This is a genomic window from Nonomuraea turcica (assembly GCF_030718205.1).
GTDB lineage: Bacteria > Actinomycetota > Actinomycetes > Streptosporangiales > Streptosporangiaceae > Nonomuraea.
Window position 1 is genome coordinate 94,971 of record NZ_JAUZQF010000007.1, and the last position, 17,093, is coordinate 112,063.

Here is a 17,093-nt window from a genome sequence, read left to right on the forward strand (position 1 = left end):
CCCCAGCCCTTCGCCCCGGGACAACGCACCCGCCTACCGCCCGGCTGCGAGGATCGTCGTGCCAGCGGCGCTCCTCGCGGTGACGGTCGTCGCATCTCTCCTGATCGGCAGTGGCGAGGTGGGCCCAGGGCGCGCGTTAGGGGCGCTGAGCGGTGCCGTGGCCGATCCGGAGGCGGCCTTCGCCGTATGGCAGCTGCGCTGGCCGCGCGCGGTGGTGGCCGTTGCGGTCGGCGCGGCTCTGAGCACGGCCGGAGCGGTGCTCCAGGCGGCCACGCGCAACCCGCTCGCCGAGCCCGGACTGCTCGGGGTCAGCGCCGGCGCCTCCACGGCGGTGACCCTGGTCATCGCGTGGGGCGGCAGTGTGGCCACGCTCGGGCCGCACGCCGCCGTGCTCGGCGCGCTGCTCGGCTGTCTGGCCGCCGCGGGCGCGGCGCGACTGCGGGGCGTCGGGGATGACCCCGTACGACTCGTGCTGGCCGGTGCCGCGATCAGCGGCTTCCTCGCGTCGCTGATCTCCCTGTTGCTGCTCGTCGACCAGCGCAGCGCGGACGAGGTGCGGTTCTGGACCGTGGGCGGCGTCGCCGGACGTGACCTGGGCGTGCTGGCCGGCGCCGCCCCCGCCCTCCTGATCGGCGGATCGCTGGTCCTGCTCGTGGCCCGCCCGCTCGCCGCCGTCGCCCTCGGCGATCAGGTGGCCGCCGGGCTCGGGCACCGGCCGCGCCGTGCCCGCCTCTGCGCCCTGGTCGCCGTCGCCCTGCTCGTGGGAGGCGCCACCGCGGTGGCCGGGCCGATCGCGTTCGTGGGCCTGGTGGCGCCCTTCGCCGCCCGGGCGCTGGCCGGGCCGGACCTGCGTCGAGTGCTGCTCCCGTCGCTGCTGCTCGGGCCGGCCGTCGTGCTCGCCGCCGACGTCGCGTCGCGGTTGCTGGTGCGCCCGTACGAGATGCCGCTCGGCGTGGTCACCGCCTTGATCGGGGCGCCCGTTCTCGTCGCCGTGGTGCGTGCCCGAAGGGTGCCGTCCCTGTGACCGCCGCGGCTCTGTCCGCCTGCCGGGCGCCTCGGGGCAGCATGCTGCTGCGGGTGGGCGGCCTGTCGGTGCTGGTGCCCGTACGCGCGGCGGTCGGGTTCGCCGTACTCGTCGCTCTCCTGCTCCTCGCCGTGATCGCCGCCCTCGCCACCGGTACCGCGTCGCTCGGCCCGCTGCGTTCGCTGCCGGCGCTGGCCGGCGTGGGCGACCCCGCCGACGTGCTCGTCGTGCGGCGGCTTCGAGCGCCCCGGCTGATCGCCGCCCTGCTCGTCGGCGCCGCACTCGGCGTCTCCGGCTGCCTCATGCAGACCCTCGCCCGCAACCGGCTCGCCACGCCCGGCACCGTGGGCATCGACGACGGCGCCACCGCCTTCGCGGTCGCCTCCGTCGCAGGCGTCTCCGCCTGCTTCGCCCCCTCGGTGATGGCTCTCATCGGCGCAGCCACGGCGGCGGCGCTGGCCCTCGGGCTGGCCGGCGGCGCCGGCACGTCCGGCTACCGGTTCGTCGTCGTGGGGCTCGGGGTGGGGGCGGTATTCGGCGCGGTCACGAGCCTGCTGCTGATCCGCGCGCCGATCGACGCGGCCAACGCCGCCTTCCCGTGGACGGTCGGCACCTTGAACGCCCGCCCCGCCCTGCCGGTGACCCTGCTCGGCATCGGCCTCACCGTCGGCCTTCCGGCGGCGGCACTGGTGGGACGGCGGATGACCACGTTGCGGTTGTCCGACACCGTGGCCGCGGGCCTCGGCGTTCGGGTGCACGCCGTGCGGCTCGCCGCTCTCACGATCGCCGTCACCTGCGCCGGCCTGGCGGTCGCCGTCGGCGGGCCGCTCGGCCTCATCGCCCTCATCGCCCCCGAGGCCGCCCGCCGCATCTGCGGGCCCAGCGGCGTCCCTGTGCTGAGCAGCGCCCTGACGGGCGCGGCGCTGGTGCTCATCGCCGACACCGTCGGGCGCACCGTCGTCGCACCCGTCGAGGTGCCGGTCGGGATCGTCACCGCCGTCCTCGGCGGCCCTTACCTCATCTGGCTCCTGCTCAGCCCACGCCCTCGGAGGCTCCCGTGACCCCATCCGCCGTGCTGCACGCCGACGACCTCACCCTCGCCCACGGCCGTACGGTCGTCGTGGACACCGTACAGCTCACCCTGCCGCCCGGCCGCCTCAGCGCGGTCGTCGGCCCGAACGGCTGCGGCAAGAGCACACTCCTGGCCGGGCTGAGCCGGTTGCACCGGCCCGCGGGCGGGGCCGTCCTGCTCGACGGACGAATGCTGGCGCACCTGCCCGCACGCGAGGCCGCCCGCCGCATCGGCCTGCTCCCCCAGTCGGCCGCCGCCCCCGACGGTCTGACCGTCGCCGACCTAGTCCGCTTCGGCCGGCAACCGCACCAGGGACTGCTCCGGCAGTGGTCATCGCAGGACCAGCAGGCCGTCGACCGGGCGCTCACCGCCACCGGCATGGCGCCCTTGGCGGACCGGCCGCTGGAGACGCTGTCGGGCGGGCAGCGGCAGCGGGCCTGGATCGCGATGGCGGTCGCCCAGGAGACGCAGGTGCTGCTGCTCGACGAGCCCACCGCGGCGCTGGACCTCGGCCACCAGCTGGAGATCTTCGAGCTGCTGCGGGACCTGGCCGACGCCGGCCGGACGGTCGTGGCCGTCGTGCACGACCTGATCTCCGCCTGCCGCCACGCCGACCACCTCGTCGCCATGAAGGCCGGTCGGGTGATCATGGAGGGCGCTCCCCACGAGGTCGTGACGGCCGATCTGGTCCGCCGCCTCTACGGCGTGGAATCCAGCGTGCTGCGCGATCCGGCCACCGGCTGCCCGGTGGTCGTGCCCCGGGCACTCGCCTCGTGACCGGCCTCGTCATCCGGCTCGCCCTCGTCATCCGGCTCGCCCTCGTCGAGGATCGCCAGCAATCGGCGCAGCGCCGGCATCGCCTGCCCGAGCGCCCGCCGATCGGCCTCGTCCAGGCGCAGCAGCGCCGCCGACAGCACCTCATCACCGGCTTCGCTCCAGGACGCCAGGCGCTCCACCGCCTCCTCAGTGAGGTAGAGCCGCGCGGCGCGACGATCCACATCGTCGCGGGCCCGCTTCAGCAACCGCGCGCGGACGAGCTCGCCCACGATCGTCGACACCGTGTTCGGCACCAGTTGCAGCCGCTCGGCGACGGCCCGCGTCCCGATACCCGGATTCGCCTCCACCGTGCGCAGCACCTCGATCTGCGCGTCGGGCAGGCGCGGCATCGACGCGTGCCGGCGAACGGCCCTGCGGGCCACCCGCGACACCGCGCCGAACAACGGCAACTGCCGGACCAGCACCAGCACCTCCGCGTGCTCGTGCCCCGGATCGATCATCGGCTCGCCGACCGGCCGGGCCGCCACACAACAGGAAGGACGACATGAACACGCACGAGAAGACCCTACAGTCCCACGCCGACGTGCTCACGGCGCGTGGCGAGCGGTGGCGCAAGCAACTCGCCTCGCACCTCGGCCGCAAGTGCGAGGTGGTGCAGGACGGCGACACGACGACCCTCGTGATCGCCGGTGGCGCGTGCGCCATGACCTGCGACGCCACGACCCTGCGCCTGGCCGCGACCGCGCCGGACGAGGACACCCTGGCCCAGGTCCAGCACGTCATCGGCGTGCACCTCGAGCGGTTTGCCGCCGATGAGGGGCTGCGAGTCGCCTGGCAGCGCGGCTGACGATGCGTTCGCGCACTCCTGGAGAAGCTGGGGGCGGGCCCTGCTCCATCTGAGCACGGCCCGTCCTGCCGGCCGATCAGCCCGCTCGCCCTGCCGCATGGGTGCGCGCGGGTGTCGACGGCCGCAGCGCGTCGCGTACGAGGTCTTCGGCGAAGGCGACAGCGGCCGGAACGGCGGGGGCACCGAGTGCGGCAGGGTTCGTGCTCAGCCCATGGATGATCAGCATGATCCGGCTCGCCAGAACACCGGGCTCCGGCGCGCCGGCCCGTGCCGCCAGGTCATGGAGGACGGCACGAGTCGCTTCGAAATGCTCGGTGGACGCCTGACGGATCGGATGTCCGGCCTCAGGGAACTCGGCGTAGGCCTTGTGGACCGGGCATCCGGGGTAGTCGGCGCTGCTCGTCACAGCGGCCAGGGTGCCGACAATGGCGACAAGGTGCCCGGCGGGATCACCGCCGGCCGATCGTCCCGCCTCTTCGATGGTCGACATCCAGTTCTCGCGGTAGCGGTGCAGGCAGGCCACGACCAATTCGTCCTTGCCGGCGAACTCCCGGTACAGCAGGTTCTTGCCGCATCCGGCTTCGTCGATGATCTGCTGGAGACCGACGGCGTGCACGCCATGGATGCTGAACAGGCGTGACGCGACCGCCAGGATGCGCTCCCGTGTCCCGGGCGCCGGCTTGCGGGCCATGCCCCATCTCCTCAGGCTCGGATGACCGCTCCCCCGCCGCCTTCACCGGCACCGGAGCGCCCGCAGGGGAACGTCAAGATCTCGTTTTCATGGTAGCGACCGGCATTGACATCGTATGTCCGTTTCTCCCATTATGGACCAATCAGTCCCGGACCGATCGGTCCGCAATCGGAGGCGAGACGACCACCTCGCCTTACGCACCTGGAGATCCACATGCTCACTCGCCGAGGCTTCGTCACCACCCTGGGCGCGGCCGGGCTCCTCGCAGCCGCGTCCCTCGCCTCACCGGCCAACGCCGCCCCGTCCATCCAGTCCCAGAGCTTCCCCCGCACCATCACACTGCCCACCGGCTTCTTCCCCGAGGGCATCGCGATCGGCGGCCCGCACGCGTACCTCTCCTCCATGGCCAACGGCGACGTCTACAAGCTCGACCTGCGGACCGGCAAGGGAGACGTGCTCACCCCCGGCCCCGGCACAGCCGCCATAGGCGTGGCCCTCGACACCTCCGGCCGCCTCTTCGTCGCCGGCGGCGAGACCGGCGACGCCAGGGTGATCGACACCGCAAGCGGCAAGGTCATCGCCTCATACCGGCTCGGCACCGGCACCACGTTCGTCAACGACTTCCTGCTCACCCCGGACGCCGTCTGGGTCACCGACTCGATGAGCCAGGTCCTCTACCGGCTGCCACTCGGACCCCGAGGCGAACTGCCGTCGCAGGCCGACGTGGCCAAGGTGCCGCTCGGCGGAGACGTCGTCTTCGAAGAGGGCTTCAACGCCAACGGCATCGCCCGCACCCCCGACGGGAAGGCGCTGCTCATCGCACAGACGAACACCGGCCGGCTCTACCGCGTCGACCCGGCCACCGGCGTGGGAACCACCGTCGACCTCGCCGGCGAGGACCTCCGTTTCGCCGACGGCATGCTCCTCGAAGGACGGACCCTGTACGTGGTGCAGAACTTCCTCAACACCGTGGCGGTGGTGCGACTGAACAAGACCGGCACCAAGGGACAGATCCTCGAAGGGCGCACCGACCCGCGTTTCGACATCCCGACCACGATCGCCCGCTTCGGCGACCACTTCTACCTGCCCAACGCCCGCTTCGGCATCCCATCCCCGCAGACGGCCGAGTTCACCGTGGTGGCCATCCCACAGTGACGCCGCACGCGGGTGCTGCCCACCGGGGCCGAGCACGGCGGGCAGCACCCGATCAGCACCTGCTCGCCTTCGAGGATGCTGGTGGCGGCGCGGCGTTTCCGGCCAGGGCAGGCTGGAGGTCAAGTCATCGAGACCGTCGCGGTCAGCCGAGACGAGCTGGATCACCGGACGGCGTCGTGCCACCGCGTCGTTCCGCGAACGTCTGGCCGCCCTTCATCTTGTCGCTCCACTGCGCCTCGATGATCTGCACCGTGACGGCATCCGGCAGGCAGTCCAGGTTCTTCATCAAGGCGTTCGTGATGTCGATCATCATCCTCCTCTTCTGCTCGTCGGTCTTGCCCGCGGCCATGAACACGTGGACTTCCGGCATCGTGGTCTTCCTCAGGTCCTTTGCTGGGGCGGATCGGCCGAGCGGGTGAGCCCGGGCGACAACATGTGGTGCTCAGAGAGCCGCGCCCGCGGCGGCTCGGGCCGGCGCGCCGGCGACGCCGGGCCCGCTAGGTGGGCCAGGCGGGCCGGCGTTGGGGAGAGTGAGCGTCCGATGTGGGGACCTCGCTGCCGGGGGGCGACGTGGACGGCGTCAGCGGGTGCGGCCTGTCTCATGCAGTGGACGAGTTGCTCGGCGATACGTTCGCAGGCACGGCATCAAGGCCGCCCGGCGCGAGTGCGATGCCTTTCGTCTCAGGAAGCAGCAGGGTGACGAGGAACGCGATGCTGTAGCCCAGCAGCGCGATCAGCCCGATGGCCTCTGCCAAGGTGATCCACTGGGCGAGAATGCCGATGCAGGAGACCGCGATGGCACCGGCCGTTTTGCCGAAGTTGTAGGCGAAGCTCTGCCCGCTGCCGCGGATTGCCGTGGGGAACAGTTCCGTGAAGTACGGGCCCAGCGACGCGTAGTTGCCGATCGTGAAGAAACCGAACGGCACACCCATCACGACCAGTCCCCAGCCTGACAGCGGCAGGAACATGTACGCGATGGTCACCAGCCAGGAAGAGGCCAGGAACAGCTGGAACGTCCGCCGCCGACCGAGCACGTCGGCCAGATAGGCACTCGCCAGGAAACCGAAGAAGGAGCCGCCGGTCACCAGGAACAGGTAGTACCCCGAGGCGCTGGGCGACAGCTCCCGGACCGTCTTCATGAACGTCGGCAGCCAGTTGACGATCGCGCCACCGACGCCGACCACACCGAACGCCAGCAGCGACGCCTTGATGGTGACCGACCGCACCTCCGGCCGGAAGATCGCCCCGAGGCCAGGGCTGCGGCGGCCTTTGGCCGCCATGGCCGCGCGCGTCTGCTGGTAAAGCTCCGGCTCCTCGATCCTGCGGCGCAAGTACAGCACCAGAAGGCCGGGCAGCACCCCGATCATCAGCAGCACCCGCCAGCCGAAGTCCGGCGGTACGAGGGCCAGGACCACGCCGGCGAGGATCGAGGCCATGCTCCAGCCGATGCCGAAGCCGCTTTGCACGCTTCCCACCGCCTTGCCGCGATGGGCAGGCCGGATGATCTCACCCATGAGCACCGCGCCGGCGGCCCACTCCCCTCCGAAGCCCAGCCCTTGCAGCACGCGCACAACGATGAGCTGTTCGAAGTTCTGTGTGAAGCCCGCGACGAAGGTGAAAATCGAGAACCAGAGAATGGTGAACTGCATCACGCGGACACGCCCCCAGCGGTCCGCCAGGAAGCCACACGCCCAGCCGCCGACAGCTGCCGAGATGAGTGTCGCCGTAGCCAGGTAGCCTGCTTGGGCCGTGGTCATGCCCCAGGCCGCGATGAGCACGGGGAGTACGAAGCTGAAGAGCTGCGCATCCATCGCATCCACCGCCCATCCTGAGAAGCATCCCCAGAATGTGTTGCGCTCGCGCTTGGTCAGCTCGCGATACCAGCTGAACATTCGGTTGTCCTTCCCAACCTTGGATCTTGTCTCCGGCTCAGCGGCTCACACGACGAGCGGGGTCAGCGCGCCGTCCATCGTCAGCGACGCGCCGGTCACGTAGGACGCCCGGGCGCTGGCGAGGTAGAGCGCCGCATCGGCGACCTCCTCCGGCGTGGCGTACCGCCCGAGGGGGATGCGCTGCAGGTTCTGACGCAGCAGCTCCGCCGGCGGCTTTCCGGTCATGCGCGATTCCGCCTCGAGATTCATCTGCACCCGGCCGGTCATGGTCGCCCCGGGGTTGATGACGTTGACGCGGACGCCCGCGCGTCCCCACGCCGCGGCCAGCCCTGCGGAGGCCAGCATCAGAGCCGCGTTCGCCGCCCCGCCGGGAAGGTGGACCGGAGAGGCGATCTTCCCGCCGGTGCCGATGATGTTGACGATCGCGCCGGCCCGCCGCTCCACCATCCGCGGCAGGACGTGGTCCATGACGTTCATGTACGTGAAGAACTTCGCGTCCATCGCCACGCGCCACTTGTCCGGCGTCAGTTCGGCGGGGGGCACGCGCCTGGCGCCGCCGGCGGAGTTGATCAGGACGTCGATCGGCCCGACCTGCTCTTCGGCGGCCACCACCATGCGTTCCGCCGCCGCTCCATCGGACAGGTCGGCCGCGAACGTCGTGACCTCGACGCCGTCCTCCGCCAGAGCCGCCTGGGCAGCGCTCAGATTGTCCTTGTTGCGGGACACGATGACCGCGCGGGCGCCTTCCTTGCCGAAGGCGCGGGCACAGGCCAGTCCGATGCCTTTGCTACCGCCTGTGACGAGGACGATTTTCCCGTCAAGCTCGAGGTTCATTGCGCACAGTCCCTTTCAGCACTTCGGGGTTGTGGACGTTGATGGGGGCGCCGTGGGCGAACGCCACGATCTGATCGAAGGCGTTGCCGTAGGCGAACTCGTAGTTGTCCCGCTCGACATAGCCGAGGTGGGGCGTGCACAGGGCGTTCGGCAGCCGCAGCAGCGGGTCGGCCGGGTCGGTCAGCGGCTCGTCCTCGAACACGTCGACCGCCGCCTTCCCCGGCCGCCCGGCACGCAGGGCCGCGACGAGCGCCCCGGGCTGGATCAGCTCCGCCCGGCTGGTGTTCACCAGCAACGCCGTCCGCTTCATCAGGGCCAGGTCGCCGGGGCCGATCAGGCCGGTGGTCTCCGCGCTCAGGCGCAGGTGCAGGCTGAGCACGTCCGACTGCTCGAACAATGCCTGCCTGCTCGCGGCCACCGGGAGGCCCGCGGCGCTCGCCCGCTCCAGTGAGCCCTGCCGCCCCCAGACCAGCAGCTCCATGCCGAACGCCGCGCCGATCTGCGCCACCATCGAGCCGAGCCGGCCGAAACCGTAGATGCCCAGCGTCCGGCCACGCAGCCCCAGCCCGATCGTGCTCTGCCAGCGGCCCTCGCGCAGCGCGGCGCTCTCGTACGGGATGTTGCGCAGCGCGGCCAGGATCAGGCCCCACGTGAGCTCCACGGTGGGGTACGACGGGCGTGCGGCCAGGGCCGAGGACGCGATCACGCCGTGCCGCGTGCACGCGGCGAGGTCGACATGCGGGATGTGACCGTTCTGGCTGATCAGCTTGAGCTTCGGCAGGCGGCTGAGCAGCGCTTCGCCGACCTTGGTACGCTCGCGAAGCAGGACCAGCACGTCGGCATCGGCCAGGCGCTCGGCCAGCACATCCACGTCGGCCACCGCGTCGTTCCAGATCGTGACGTCATGGCCGTCCAGCTTGGCGAAGCAGTCGAGCGTACGGACGACGTCCTGGTAGTCGTCGAGGATAGAGACACGCAGACTCAGCGGGGAATCGGTCATGGCCTTCACGCATTCGTCGGGAGATCGGCAACCGCGGTGCCGGCGTCGACCGCCGCGCACTTCTCCTCCTCGAAGGCGGCTTTCGACAGTGCTCGTTCCAGCACCTCGGCCGCCCGGGAGATCGGGATGAAGCACACGCCGGTTTCGTCGGCGACGACGATGTCGCCGGGAGAGACACGGACGCCGGCGATCTGGACATCGCCGTTGATCTCCACCGTCTCGATGCGCCACTTTCCCGTCACCGGGGTGATTTCAGTGGCCCAGAGAGGGTAGCCGACCCGCCGGGAATGGCCGAGGTCGCGGATGCCGCCGGAGACGATGGCGCCGGCTTCACCTTGCCGCTTGCCGGTCTGCGCCGAGATGCCGCCCATGTTGGAGACGCCTGCGACGCCGTCGATCACGATGACGTCGCCGGGCAGCGCCAGGTTGTGCGCCTCGAACTCCGCCATGCGGTTGACGTGGCCGCGCGCCGTTTCATGAACCGGCTCACGTTGCATGATGTTGCGCACGGTCAGCGCCGGCCCGACGATGCTCGTGGACGGCAGGGTCGGCTCGAGAACCGAGGCGCCGATCACCCCGGTGAGGCCCAGCTCGTCCATGATGTCGGAGACCACGCTGGTGGCGTCGGCGATGCCCTTGAATCCCTCGATCAGGCCCTGGGGCGGCCGCGGGGTGCGCAGGAGACGAATCCGCTCGGGGCTGATCTTTCCGGTCAGCTTCGGCAGCACGTCTCCAGCGGGAGCGTCTATCATGTTGCGAAATCCTTCTGACATTTCGGGCGCCACTCGCGGTAACCGGTCTTGATACTCGGCGTGGCGCGTTCCCGCTGATAGTTGCCCAGTTGCCCCGGATGGGTCCAATTCAGAGTCTGAGGGGATCGTCATCACTCAGGTGAATAACGTACGGCTCGACCTCAACCTCCTTCTGGTGATCGAGGCCATCATGCTGGAGCGGAACGTGACGCGCGCCGCGGCCAGCCTGTCGATGAGCCAGCCGGCCGTCAGCAACGCGCTTAGGCGCGCTCGGAAGCTGACGCAGGACCAGCTGTTCCTCAGAGTCGCCGACGGCGTCCAGCCGACCTCGCGGATGCTGGCCATCTGGCCTGAGCTTCATCGTTCCCTGGCGGTGATCCGGGCCTCGATCGCACCCCACCACTTCGACCCCAGCTCGGACCCGACCAGCTTCCGCCTCGCGGTCACCGACAGCCTCACGGCGGAAGCGGTCTGCGGCATCACTCTGAAGCTGAGGGCCGCGTCGACCTATGCTCGCGTCGCGTTCTCCTTCCACACGAACGCCGGCTCTCTTGACGGAATCGAGCGCGGCACACTGGACTGCGCCGTCGGCATGTTTCCGGCGCTTCCTCGTGGCATTCATGTGCAGGGTCTTCGTACAGATCACTACGTGTGCGTGATGCAAGGCGGACACGCGCTGATGAGAGAGATGACCCTGGATCAGTTCGCGGCGGCCGCCCACGTGCTGGTGACCCCGTCAGGCATGGATCTGGGCGCGATCGACGGCTGGCTCAGCTTGCAGGGACGCGCACGGACGATCGTCGCCGTCGTCAACCACTTCGCCGACGCGTTGCGGATCGTCGCCGAAAGCGATCTGCTGACCTGTGTGCCGAGCGGCTATGTCACTGGACCCGGCCAGATGCTCATCGCGCGGCACGGATTGGTCGTCCGCGACTTGCCCTTCGAAACCGAGAAGCTGATTTACAAGCTCGTCTGGCATGAGCGGCTGCACACCCACCCAGCTCACCAATGGTTCCGCTCGCTCGTCGCAGAGGTTTGTGGACCGCCTGCCGACACGGCGGACCTCCGTACCGCGAAGGTCGGTGTCGCGGAGGCCAACGGTTCTTGATCTCCCGGTGTACCCGAGTGCCGGGAGAGCAGGTGGCGGGATGCTTCCCTCATCCCTTCACCCCCCGAGAAGGACGCCCTTGCTCACTTTCATGGCCTCCCGCCAACTGCTGGAGAACGTGATCCCGACCGTCAAGGCATGGACTGAGCGCTCCCCCGCCCGATCCGTCGTCCTCGAGCTCGACGACGACCGCCTCGAGATCACCGGGGCGGGGGCGGCCGACCTGGACCGATTGATCGACCTGTTCGTGGACCGGCACGCCAAGACCGAGCCATGACGCGCCGAGCCCTGCTGATCGCGAACACTTCGTACGATGACCAGCGGCTGCGACAGGTGCGCGCCCCGCCATCGGACATGGCCGAGCTGGAGCGGGTCCTGGCCGATCCCACCTTCCTTGAGGACGTGGCCGCCACGGCGCTCGGCCGGGTTCGCCTGCGGTGAGTACCAGGTCGTGGAGCTAGCCCCGTTTTCGCACGTCGAGGTAATTGAAGATCGTTCGGGGTGCTGGTGTTGATCTCGGCTGGTCGGCTGGTCGGCTGGGAGAGTCCGTCTGCGCCGCTGACCGCCGCCGCCAGGTGCAGCAGCAACATCGCCGCCTGGTAGGCGTCAGAGGCCGCCGCCGTCGGGCCATCCGGCGCCGCAAACAACACCATGGATACCGAGGTAACAACCGCGCCGCCCAAGCGCGGGTCGGGTTCGATGCCGACACCTGCCCTGCCCAGTACCTCAGCCAGGGCGATGACGTCTTTCTTGGTCGGCTTCGCCTCCTGGGGCGAGGAGATGAAAGCGGAAAACTCCCCCACCGGGACGACGGCGGCACTCCTGCGTACCTAGCCGATGGCGCGCCCAGGCGATCGCCTGTCCGGCGCCACCGCCCGAGAGGTTCACCAGTTCGGCTGGCAGCAACGCCTGGGCCTGGACCGAGGCTTGCCCATCGGGTACGCGGCCGAGGTAGCGGCTGTAGGCCTCCAGGTCCAAGGTGCACTCGTCGGCCAGAGCGATCAGCTTTCGTGTCGGCGCGGCGTATCCGAGCACGTCGGGGATGCCGGACAGGGTCAGCTCGGCGACCCGCGAAAGCCGGCGCTCGCTGGCCGGTAGTCCAGCGTGACCTCCTTGCGCCCCGGCCGTACGATCAACCCCTGGCCGTGACGGGCGGCGTAGCGCCGCAGGAAGAGCGCGTCGAACTCGGTCGCGCAGCGGGTGGCGGGGGTGCGCAGGTGGTAGTCCGGACGCTGAAACCACCGAGAATTGAGCCCCACAGGCCTGGCTGACCACGGACGACGTCATCAACACCTGGCCCCTGGACCGGCTCCTGGCATTCCTGAGGCACCGAACACCATCGGCCCGATGCCGCTCCACGGCCGCCGGACCGATGGAAACGGCCAGGAAACACCCGCCGCCCTACAAAAGATCCCGCACGCAACGAAGGGATCATCATCATGAACCACGCCATTACGGCACGCCGCGTCGCCGGCCTGGCCTGCGCGATGCTGACGTTGGCCGCCGCCGCCACGCCCGCGACCGCGACCGCCGCCACGTCGAAGGTGGGGGACGTGCAGCGGGCCCTGGACGTACTCGCCCGGACCAGCGGGGTGGTGGGGACGATCGGGGAGGTCTACCTGGACGGGAGGCGCGTCGGCAAGGGCTCGGCGGGTTCGCGGCTCCTCGACGGCAAGGGCGGGCGCATCCCCGCCGACTCCCGCTACCGGATCGGGTCGCAGACCAAGCGGCTGACGGCCACGGTGGTGCTCCAGCTGGTCAAGGAGGGCAAGCTGGGGCTGGAGGACAAGCTGAGCGACCTCTTGCCGGAGGTGGTGAGCCAGGACGCCGTGGAGCGGGCCGACGAGATCACGGTACGGCAGCTGATCCGGCACACATCCGGCATCCCGAACTGGTTCACTCCCAAGCTCGTCGACATATACGACTTCACCACCTATTACCCGCCGATCGAGTTGGTGAAGAAGTCACGCAGCCAGCCGCGCACCGGGGAGCCGGGCGAGAAGTACTTCTACTCCAACACCAACTACATGCTGCTCGGCATGATCATCGAGAAGGTGACCGGCCGCTCGCTGGCCACCGAATTCGCCCGCCGGCTCTTCGTCCCGCTCGGGATGAGCCGCTCGTACCTGCCGGTCAAGCCGCCGGAGGGCATCAAGGGCCCGCACGGGCACGGTTACAGCACCGACGCCGAAGGCAAGGTGCACGACATGGACCGGCTCAACGCCAGCTTCGGGCACGGCGCCGGAGGCGTGATCTCCACCGCGCGCGACATCAGCGCGTTCTCCCGCGCCTTCCACCAGGGCAAACTGCTCCCACCGGCCCTGCAGAAGCTGATCACCGACCCGCCCGAGAACACCCCTGCACCGACGCCCATGTGCGGAGGCGACCCACAACTGCAGGTGACCGCAGGCGGCGCCGCCGGCTTCACCGCCGTCACCGTCAGCTCCACCGACGGCCGCATCCAGTTCGCGATGTCCACCACGACGAGCAATCAGGACCCAGCCGCCACCGGCCGAGCCATCAACCAGGCGGCCGAAGCCGTCCTCTGCCCCGGCAAGTAGGGCAGCCTGGCCCCTCAACCCTCCGAGCCCCCAGGCCCGCGGGCCGGCCACCTGGGCACTGCTGTGGTCAGGCCCCAGTCGTGCTTCCAGGTCGGACTGACCCTCGACTGACGAGAATTTCCTGATCAACAATGGGCTCAGAGCCGTGGTCGACCCGCTCGTCACAGGCTGGAGTGCGCTTTGACAGATGCGAGATTCGGCGTTTTGGGCCCGGTATGTGTTCGCGTGGATGGTCGGCAGCCCGTCGAGTTGAGCGGCAAGCAGAGTGCGGTCTTGGCCACCCTGCTACTCAATGTCAACACCATGGTGTCCAAGGAGCGTCTGATCACCGCGTTGTGGGACAGCCCCCCTCCTTCGGCTGCCGCTAACCTGCGCACATACATTTCTCAGCTGAGAAGGGCGTTGCCAACGGAGACGCGCCTCCTCACAACAGGATCCGGCTATTCGCTGCAGGTTGATACCGAGATGGTCGATCTGCTCATCTTCGACCAGGAGGTGCGACTTGCCCGGCAGGAAGCGGAAAGGGGTGAGCCCGAAGCAGCGGTTGGACGGTTCGAGCGGGCACTGGCGCTCTGGCACGGGCAGCCGGCCGAAGGTACATCGCTGAGGGGCGATCTACTCGACCGCGTAACTGAGTTGGAGGAACACCACACGCAGGCGCGTCTTGAGTACGCGGAGATGAAACTGGGCTTGGGGCATTCCCGAGAAGTCGTCGACGATCTCCGTTGCCTGCTGACCGAGCAGCCGTTACGGGAGAAGGCCTGGTACCTGCTCATGCTGGCATTCGCGCGGACAGGACAGCGGGACAGGGCGCTTGAAGCTTATCGGCGGGCCCGTGACGTGCTGGTGGCTGAGCTGGGTGTGGAACCCGGTCGGGATCTCCAGCAATTGCAGGCCACGATCCTTGGTGGTGACCTGCCTGCTGTGGAGCCGCCCGTACCGGGAGGCGGGGGGGTCTGCCAGCTTCCGCTGGACATCGCCGACTTCGTCGGCAGGCGCGGGGAGCTGTCGGCGGCGATCGAGGCGATCTCCCCGGGCCGGAACCAGGCGTCGAGATCCGATACTGCAGGCAATGCGGGGAAACTTCTGGCGCCGACGGTGCCTGTGTGCGTGATATCGGGCCAGGGCGGAGTGGGCAAGTCCACCCTCGCGGTCCACGTCGCCCACCACGTCCGGCAAGATTTTCGCGACGGGCAGCTCTACATCAACCTGCGCGGCGGTGACGATCATCCAATAGATCCGGAGAAGGCGCTGGGCCGGCTCCTGCGCGGGCTCGGAGTCGACATGTCTGCCATCCCTGTGGGGTTGGATCAGCGGGCGGAGTTGTACCGGAGCAAGCTGGCGAATCGGCGCTATCTGGTGGTGCTCGACGATGCGGGGGACGAGGGTCAGCTCTATCCGCTGTTACCGGGCACGCCGGGGTGCGCGGTGCTGATCACGAGCAGGCACCGACTGACAGGCCTGCCCGCGACACAGGTCATCGATCTGCCGATGATGCCGTCCAGTGAGGCGCTTGAACTCCTACGGCGCATCATCGGCGCCGATCGGGCGGCTGAGGAGCCCGGCGACGCCGAAGTGCTCGTCCAGTTGTGCGGTGGCCTGCCCCTTGCGGTGCGTATCACCGGCGCCAAGCTCGCCGCGCGCCCGCACTGGAGTCTGGACCAACTGGTCATCAGGCTGAGCAACACCAGAAACCGCCTGCGTCATCTCACCCACGGATCCCAGGCGGTGCGGACCAGCCTCGCCGTGGGCTACCAGGGCCTCACCTCTCCCGAGCAGCGGCTGTTTCGCCTTCTCGGGCTGATCGAGGCGCGTGAGTTCGCCGTCTGGGTGGCCGCGGCCCTGCTCGACATACAGCACGCTGAGGCCGAGGACATGATCGAGCGACTGGTCGACGTCCGTCTGCTCGACGTCGCGGGCCGCGACCAGTGTGGGCAGACCCGCTTCCGCTTCCATGACCTGACTCGCGTGTACGCGCGAGAATGTGCTGGGCTCGAGGAGCCCGAGAATGAAGGCATCGCCGCAGTGCGCCGCGCCTTGAGCGCCTGGCTCGGCCTCACCCGCCAGGCGCACATGCGGCTGTGCGGCGGAGACTACCGACTGGTGCGTGGCCGCAGCCCGCTGTGGAGTTCCGAATCCGAGGTCATTGAACGCCATGTCCTGCCCGACCCGCTCGGCTGGGTCGAGGCCGAGCGGGAGGGAATCGTCGCCGCGGTCCGCCAGAGCGCGGAGCTCGGAGCTGGCGAGTTGTGCTGGGAACTGGCCGCCGCGGCCATGTATCTCTTCGAAACCCGCAGCCTCCACGACGAATGGCGGACCACACACAAGATCGCCCTGGACAGCACGCAGAGGTCGGGCGACACCCGCGGGCAAGCGACCATGCTCAACGGGCTCGCGAGACTGCACATGGCCCAGAACGACCTGCCCCGGTGTGGCCAGGCCCTGAAGGAGGCTCTGCAGTTGTTCGACCAGGTTCAAGACCGGCACGGTCATGCCATGGCCACGGTCAATATGGCCGAACTCCATCGTCTCCGAGGCAGCAACGCACACGCGCTGGCCTGTTACCGGGAGGCTATCGACAGCCTGGTGCAAGTCGACGATCGGGGTACGCAGATCACCGTCATGCGGGGCATCGGCCGCATTCATATGAACTCGGGCAAGTACGACCTCGCCGACCCCTACCTCCGGCAGGCGGTAAAGCTGGCAGAGGACACCGGCGATGTGCGTTCCAGGGAATTCACCAGGGTCCTCCTTGGGGAGATCGAGCTCGCACGGGGCAATCCCGCGGCTGCTGAAGGCTGCTTCAGTCAGGCGCTGGCCGGCCTCGACGCCATCGGCTTTCCCCGGGGGAGCGCCTACGCCTCCCTTGGGCTCGCCTCGGTCAGGCTCGCCCAGCAAGACTTCACCGACGCCGAACGTCTCCTGCGTCATGCCCTGGACATCTACGAGAACGTCGGCGAGGGCATAGGCCAGGCCCGCGTCCTGTTCAGCTGGGCCGAGCTCCGGCGCCTGCAACGACGGTACGACGAAGCGGCCGCGACGTTGGTGAACGTCGTGGCGATCTGCCAGGCCATCCCTGTTCCACGCCGCCACGGCCTGGCCCTGCGCGCCCTGGGCGACGTGTACCGCGACGCCGGAGACCTGCCCGCGGCCGTCGACGCCTGGCGAAGCTCTCTCGCCGTCCTGCACGCCATATCCGCGCCGGAAGTCAGCGAGATCGCCGCCGTAATCGAGCGGTACGCCAACGACGGCTCACCAGCCGCCTCTGCCTGACAATACGCACGTTCGTGCGGCGCTTGATGATTCCACTGTTCACGGAGCCTGCTATTCGGCATGACAGGAGGCATGTGCCGGGCTTTGTATTGACACTATGCCTGATT

Annotated in this window: 18 protein-coding genes; 10 read left to right on the plus strand and 8 right to left on the minus strand. The window is 69.2% G+C overall.

Translation table 11 applies throughout. From position 1 onward, the window contains the following. Positions 1-58 precede the first annotated feature (58 nt). The 3 genes from Q9G87_RS19500 to Q9G87_RS19510 are packed head-to-tail and all read left to right on the plus strand — an operon-like array spanning position 59 to position 2,873. Complete coding sequence (locus Q9G87_RS19500; protein ID WP_305917815.1) at positions 59-1,024, plus strand: FecCD family ABC transporter permease; 966 nt, start codon at positions 59-61, stop codon at positions 1,022-1,024. Continuing rightward, entirely contained in the window at positions 1,021-2,085 is a 1,065-nt protein-coding gene (locus Q9G87_RS19505) for a FecCD family ABC transporter permease (protein ID WP_305917816.1), read from the plus strand. Before Q9G87_RS19500 ends, Q9G87_RS19505 begins: the two co-directional genes overlap by 4 nt. Continuing rightward, positions 2,082-2,873 (plus strand): ABC transporter ATP-binding protein, encoded by a 792-nt coding sequence (locus Q9G87_RS19510; RefSeq protein ID WP_305917817.1) that lies wholly within the window; start codon positions 2,082-2,084, stop codon positions 2,871-2,873. The genes Q9G87_RS19505 and Q9G87_RS19510 overlap by 4 nt, the downstream gene beginning before the upstream one ends. Here the strand turns inward: Q9G87_RS19510 and Q9G87_RS19515 are convergent. Continuing rightward, the gene (locus tag Q9G87_RS19515; protein ID WP_305917818.1) at positions 2,795-3,400 is read right to left on the minus strand and encodes a MarR family winged helix-turn-helix transcriptional regulator; all 606 of its coding nucleotides are present in this window, start codon (positions 3,398-3,400) and stop codon (positions 2,795-2,797) included. The two genes, Q9G87_RS19510 and Q9G87_RS19515, sit on opposite strands and share 79 nt — an antisense overlap. Positions 3,401-3,417: 17 nt before the next feature. On the opposite strand from Q9G87_RS19515, the gene Q9G87_RS19520 reads away from it, so the two are divergent. Further along, positions 3,418-3,720: a DUF2218 domain-containing protein gene (locus Q9G87_RS19520; RefSeq protein ID WP_305917819.1), complete on the plus strand. Its 303-nt coding sequence runs from the start codon at positions 3,418-3,420 to the stop codon at positions 3,718-3,720. A gap of 76 nt (positions 3,721-3,796) precedes the next feature. On the opposite strand, the gene Q9G87_RS19525 is transcribed toward Q9G87_RS19520, so the two are convergent. After that, positions 3,797-4,411, minus strand: coding sequence for a TetR/AcrR family transcriptional regulator (locus tag Q9G87_RS19525; RefSeq protein ID WP_305917820.1), 615 nt, complete (start codon positions 4,409-4,411; stop codon positions 3,797-3,799). 213 nt (positions 4,412-4,624) lie between these two features. Between Q9G87_RS19525 and Q9G87_RS19530 the strand changes: the two genes are divergently transcribed. Then, positions 4,625-5,566 (plus strand): SMP-30/gluconolactonase/LRE family protein, encoded by a 942-nt coding sequence (locus Q9G87_RS19530; protein WP_305917821.1) that lies wholly within the window; start codon positions 4,625-4,627, stop codon positions 5,564-5,566. A 142-nt stretch (positions 5,567-5,708) separates the two neighbouring features. On the opposite strand, the gene Q9G87_RS19535 is transcribed toward Q9G87_RS19530, so the two are convergent. The 5 genes from Q9G87_RS19535 to Q9G87_RS19555 all read right to left on the minus strand — a co-directional run bounded on the left by Q9G87_RS19535 (position 5,709) and on the right by Q9G87_RS19555 (position 10,020). Continuing rightward, positions 5,709-5,936 carry a tautomerase family protein gene (locus tag Q9G87_RS19535; protein ID WP_305917822.1) on the minus strand — a complete coding sequence of 76 codons (228 nt, stop codon included), beginning with the start codon at positions 5,934-5,936 and terminating at the stop codon, positions 5,709-5,711. 229 nt (positions 5,937-6,165) lie between these two features. Next, positions 6,166-7,458, minus strand: a complete 1,293-nt coding sequence (locus Q9G87_RS19540; protein WP_305917823.1) for an MFS transporter — start codon at positions 7,456-7,458, stop codon at positions 6,166-6,168. Positions 7,459-7,503: 45 nt separating this feature from the next. Continuing rightward, positions 7,504-8,292, minus strand: a complete 789-nt coding sequence (locus Q9G87_RS19545; RefSeq protein WP_305917824.1) for an SDR family oxidoreductase — start codon at positions 8,290-8,292, stop codon at positions 7,504-7,506. Next, on the minus strand, positions 8,276-9,292 hold the full coding sequence (locus tag Q9G87_RS19550) for a D-2-hydroxyacid dehydrogenase family protein (RefSeq protein WP_305917825.1): 1,017 nt from the start codon (positions 9,290-9,292) through the stop codon (positions 8,276-8,278). Before Q9G87_RS19550 ends, Q9G87_RS19545 begins: the two co-directional genes overlap by 17 nt. A 5-nt stretch (positions 9,293-9,297) precedes the next feature. Beyond that, complete coding sequence (locus Q9G87_RS19555; protein WP_305917826.1) at positions 9,298-10,020, minus strand: RraA family protein; 723 nt, start codon at positions 10,018-10,020, stop codon at positions 9,298-9,300. A gap of 163 nt (positions 10,021-10,183) precedes the next feature. Here Q9G87_RS19555 and Q9G87_RS19560 point away from each other — a divergent pair, with 163 nt between their 5' ends. The 3 genes from Q9G87_RS19560 (at position 10,184) to Q9G87_RS19570 (ending at position 11,593) form a co-directional block, all read left to right on the plus strand. Further along, on the plus strand, positions 10,184-11,152 hold the full coding sequence (locus tag Q9G87_RS19560; RefSeq protein ID WP_305917827.1) for a LysR family transcriptional regulator: 969 nt from the start codon (positions 10,184-10,186) through the stop codon (positions 11,150-11,152). A gap of 79 nt (positions 11,153-11,231) precedes the next feature. Next, positions 11,232-11,429 carry a hypothetical protein gene (locus Q9G87_RS19565; protein ID WP_305917828.1) on the plus strand — a complete coding sequence of 66 codons (198 nt, stop codon included), beginning with the start codon at positions 11,232-11,234 and terminating at the stop codon, positions 11,427-11,429. Continuing rightward, the gene (locus tag Q9G87_RS19570; protein WP_305917829.1) at positions 11,426-11,593 is read left to right on the plus strand and encodes a hypothetical protein; all 168 of its coding nucleotides are present in this window, start codon (positions 11,426-11,428) and stop codon (positions 11,591-11,593) included. Before Q9G87_RS19565 ends, Q9G87_RS19570 begins: the two co-directional genes overlap by 4 nt. 614 nt (positions 11,594-12,207) lie before the next feature. Here the strand turns inward: Q9G87_RS19570 and Q9G87_RS19575 are convergent. After that, positions 12,208-12,411, minus strand: a complete 204-nt coding sequence (locus Q9G87_RS19575; protein ID WP_305917830.1) for a hypothetical protein — start codon at positions 12,409-12,411, stop codon at positions 12,208-12,210. Positions 12,412-12,591: 180 nt separating this feature from the next. On the opposite strand from Q9G87_RS19575, the gene Q9G87_RS19580 reads away from it, so the two are divergent. Both Q9G87_RS19580 and Q9G87_RS19585 read left to right on the plus strand, forming a co-directional pair. Continuing rightward, positions 12,592-13,713 carry a serine hydrolase domain-containing protein gene (locus Q9G87_RS19580; protein ID WP_305917831.1) on the plus strand — a complete coding sequence of 374 codons (1,122 nt, stop codon included), beginning with the start codon at positions 12,592-12,594 and terminating at the stop codon, positions 13,711-13,713. 225 nt (positions 13,714-13,938) lie between these two features. After that, the gene (locus tag Q9G87_RS19585) at positions 13,939-16,986 is read left to right on the plus strand and encodes an AfsR/SARP family transcriptional regulator (RefSeq protein ID WP_305917832.1); all 3,048 of its coding nucleotides are present in this window, start codon (positions 13,939-13,941) and stop codon (positions 16,984-16,986) included. Positions 16,987-17,093: the final 107 nt, after the last annotated feature.

Coding starts and splice junctions, on each gene's coding strand:
- Q9G87_RS19520 (WP_305917819.1), top strand. CDS start 3,418: ATGAACACGCACGAGAAGACCCTACAGTCCCACGCCGACGTGCTCACG.
- Q9G87_RS19525 (WP_305917820.1), bottom strand. CDS start 4,411: ATGGCCCGCAAGCCGGCGCCCGGGACACGGGAGCGCATCCTGGCGGTC.
- Q9G87_RS19530 (WP_305917821.1), top strand. CDS start 4,625: ATGCTCACTCGCCGAGGCTTCGTCACCACCCTGGGCGCGGCCGGGCTC.
- Q9G87_RS19535 (WP_305917822.1), bottom strand. CDS start 5,936: ATGCCGGAAGTCCACGTGTTCATGGCCGCGGGCAAGACCGACGAGCAG.
- Q9G87_RS19540 (WP_305917823.1), bottom strand. CDS start 7,458: ATGTTCAGCTGGTATCGCGAGCTGACCAAGCGCGAGCGCAACACATTC.
- Q9G87_RS19545 (WP_305917824.1), bottom strand. CDS start 8,292: ATGAACCTCGAGCTTGACGGGAAAATCGTCCTCGTCACAGGCGGTAGC.
- Q9G87_RS19550 (WP_305917825.1), bottom strand. CDS start 9,292: ATGACCGATTCCCCGCTGAGTCTGCGTGTCTCTATCCTCGACGACTAC.
- Q9G87_RS19570 (WP_305917829.1), top strand. CDS start 11,426: ATGACGCGCCGAGCCCTGCTGATCGCGAACACTTCGTACGATGACCAG.
- Q9G87_RS19580 (WP_305917831.1), top strand. CDS start 12,592: ATGAACCACGCCATTACGGCACGCCGCGTCGCCGGCCTGGCCTGCGCG.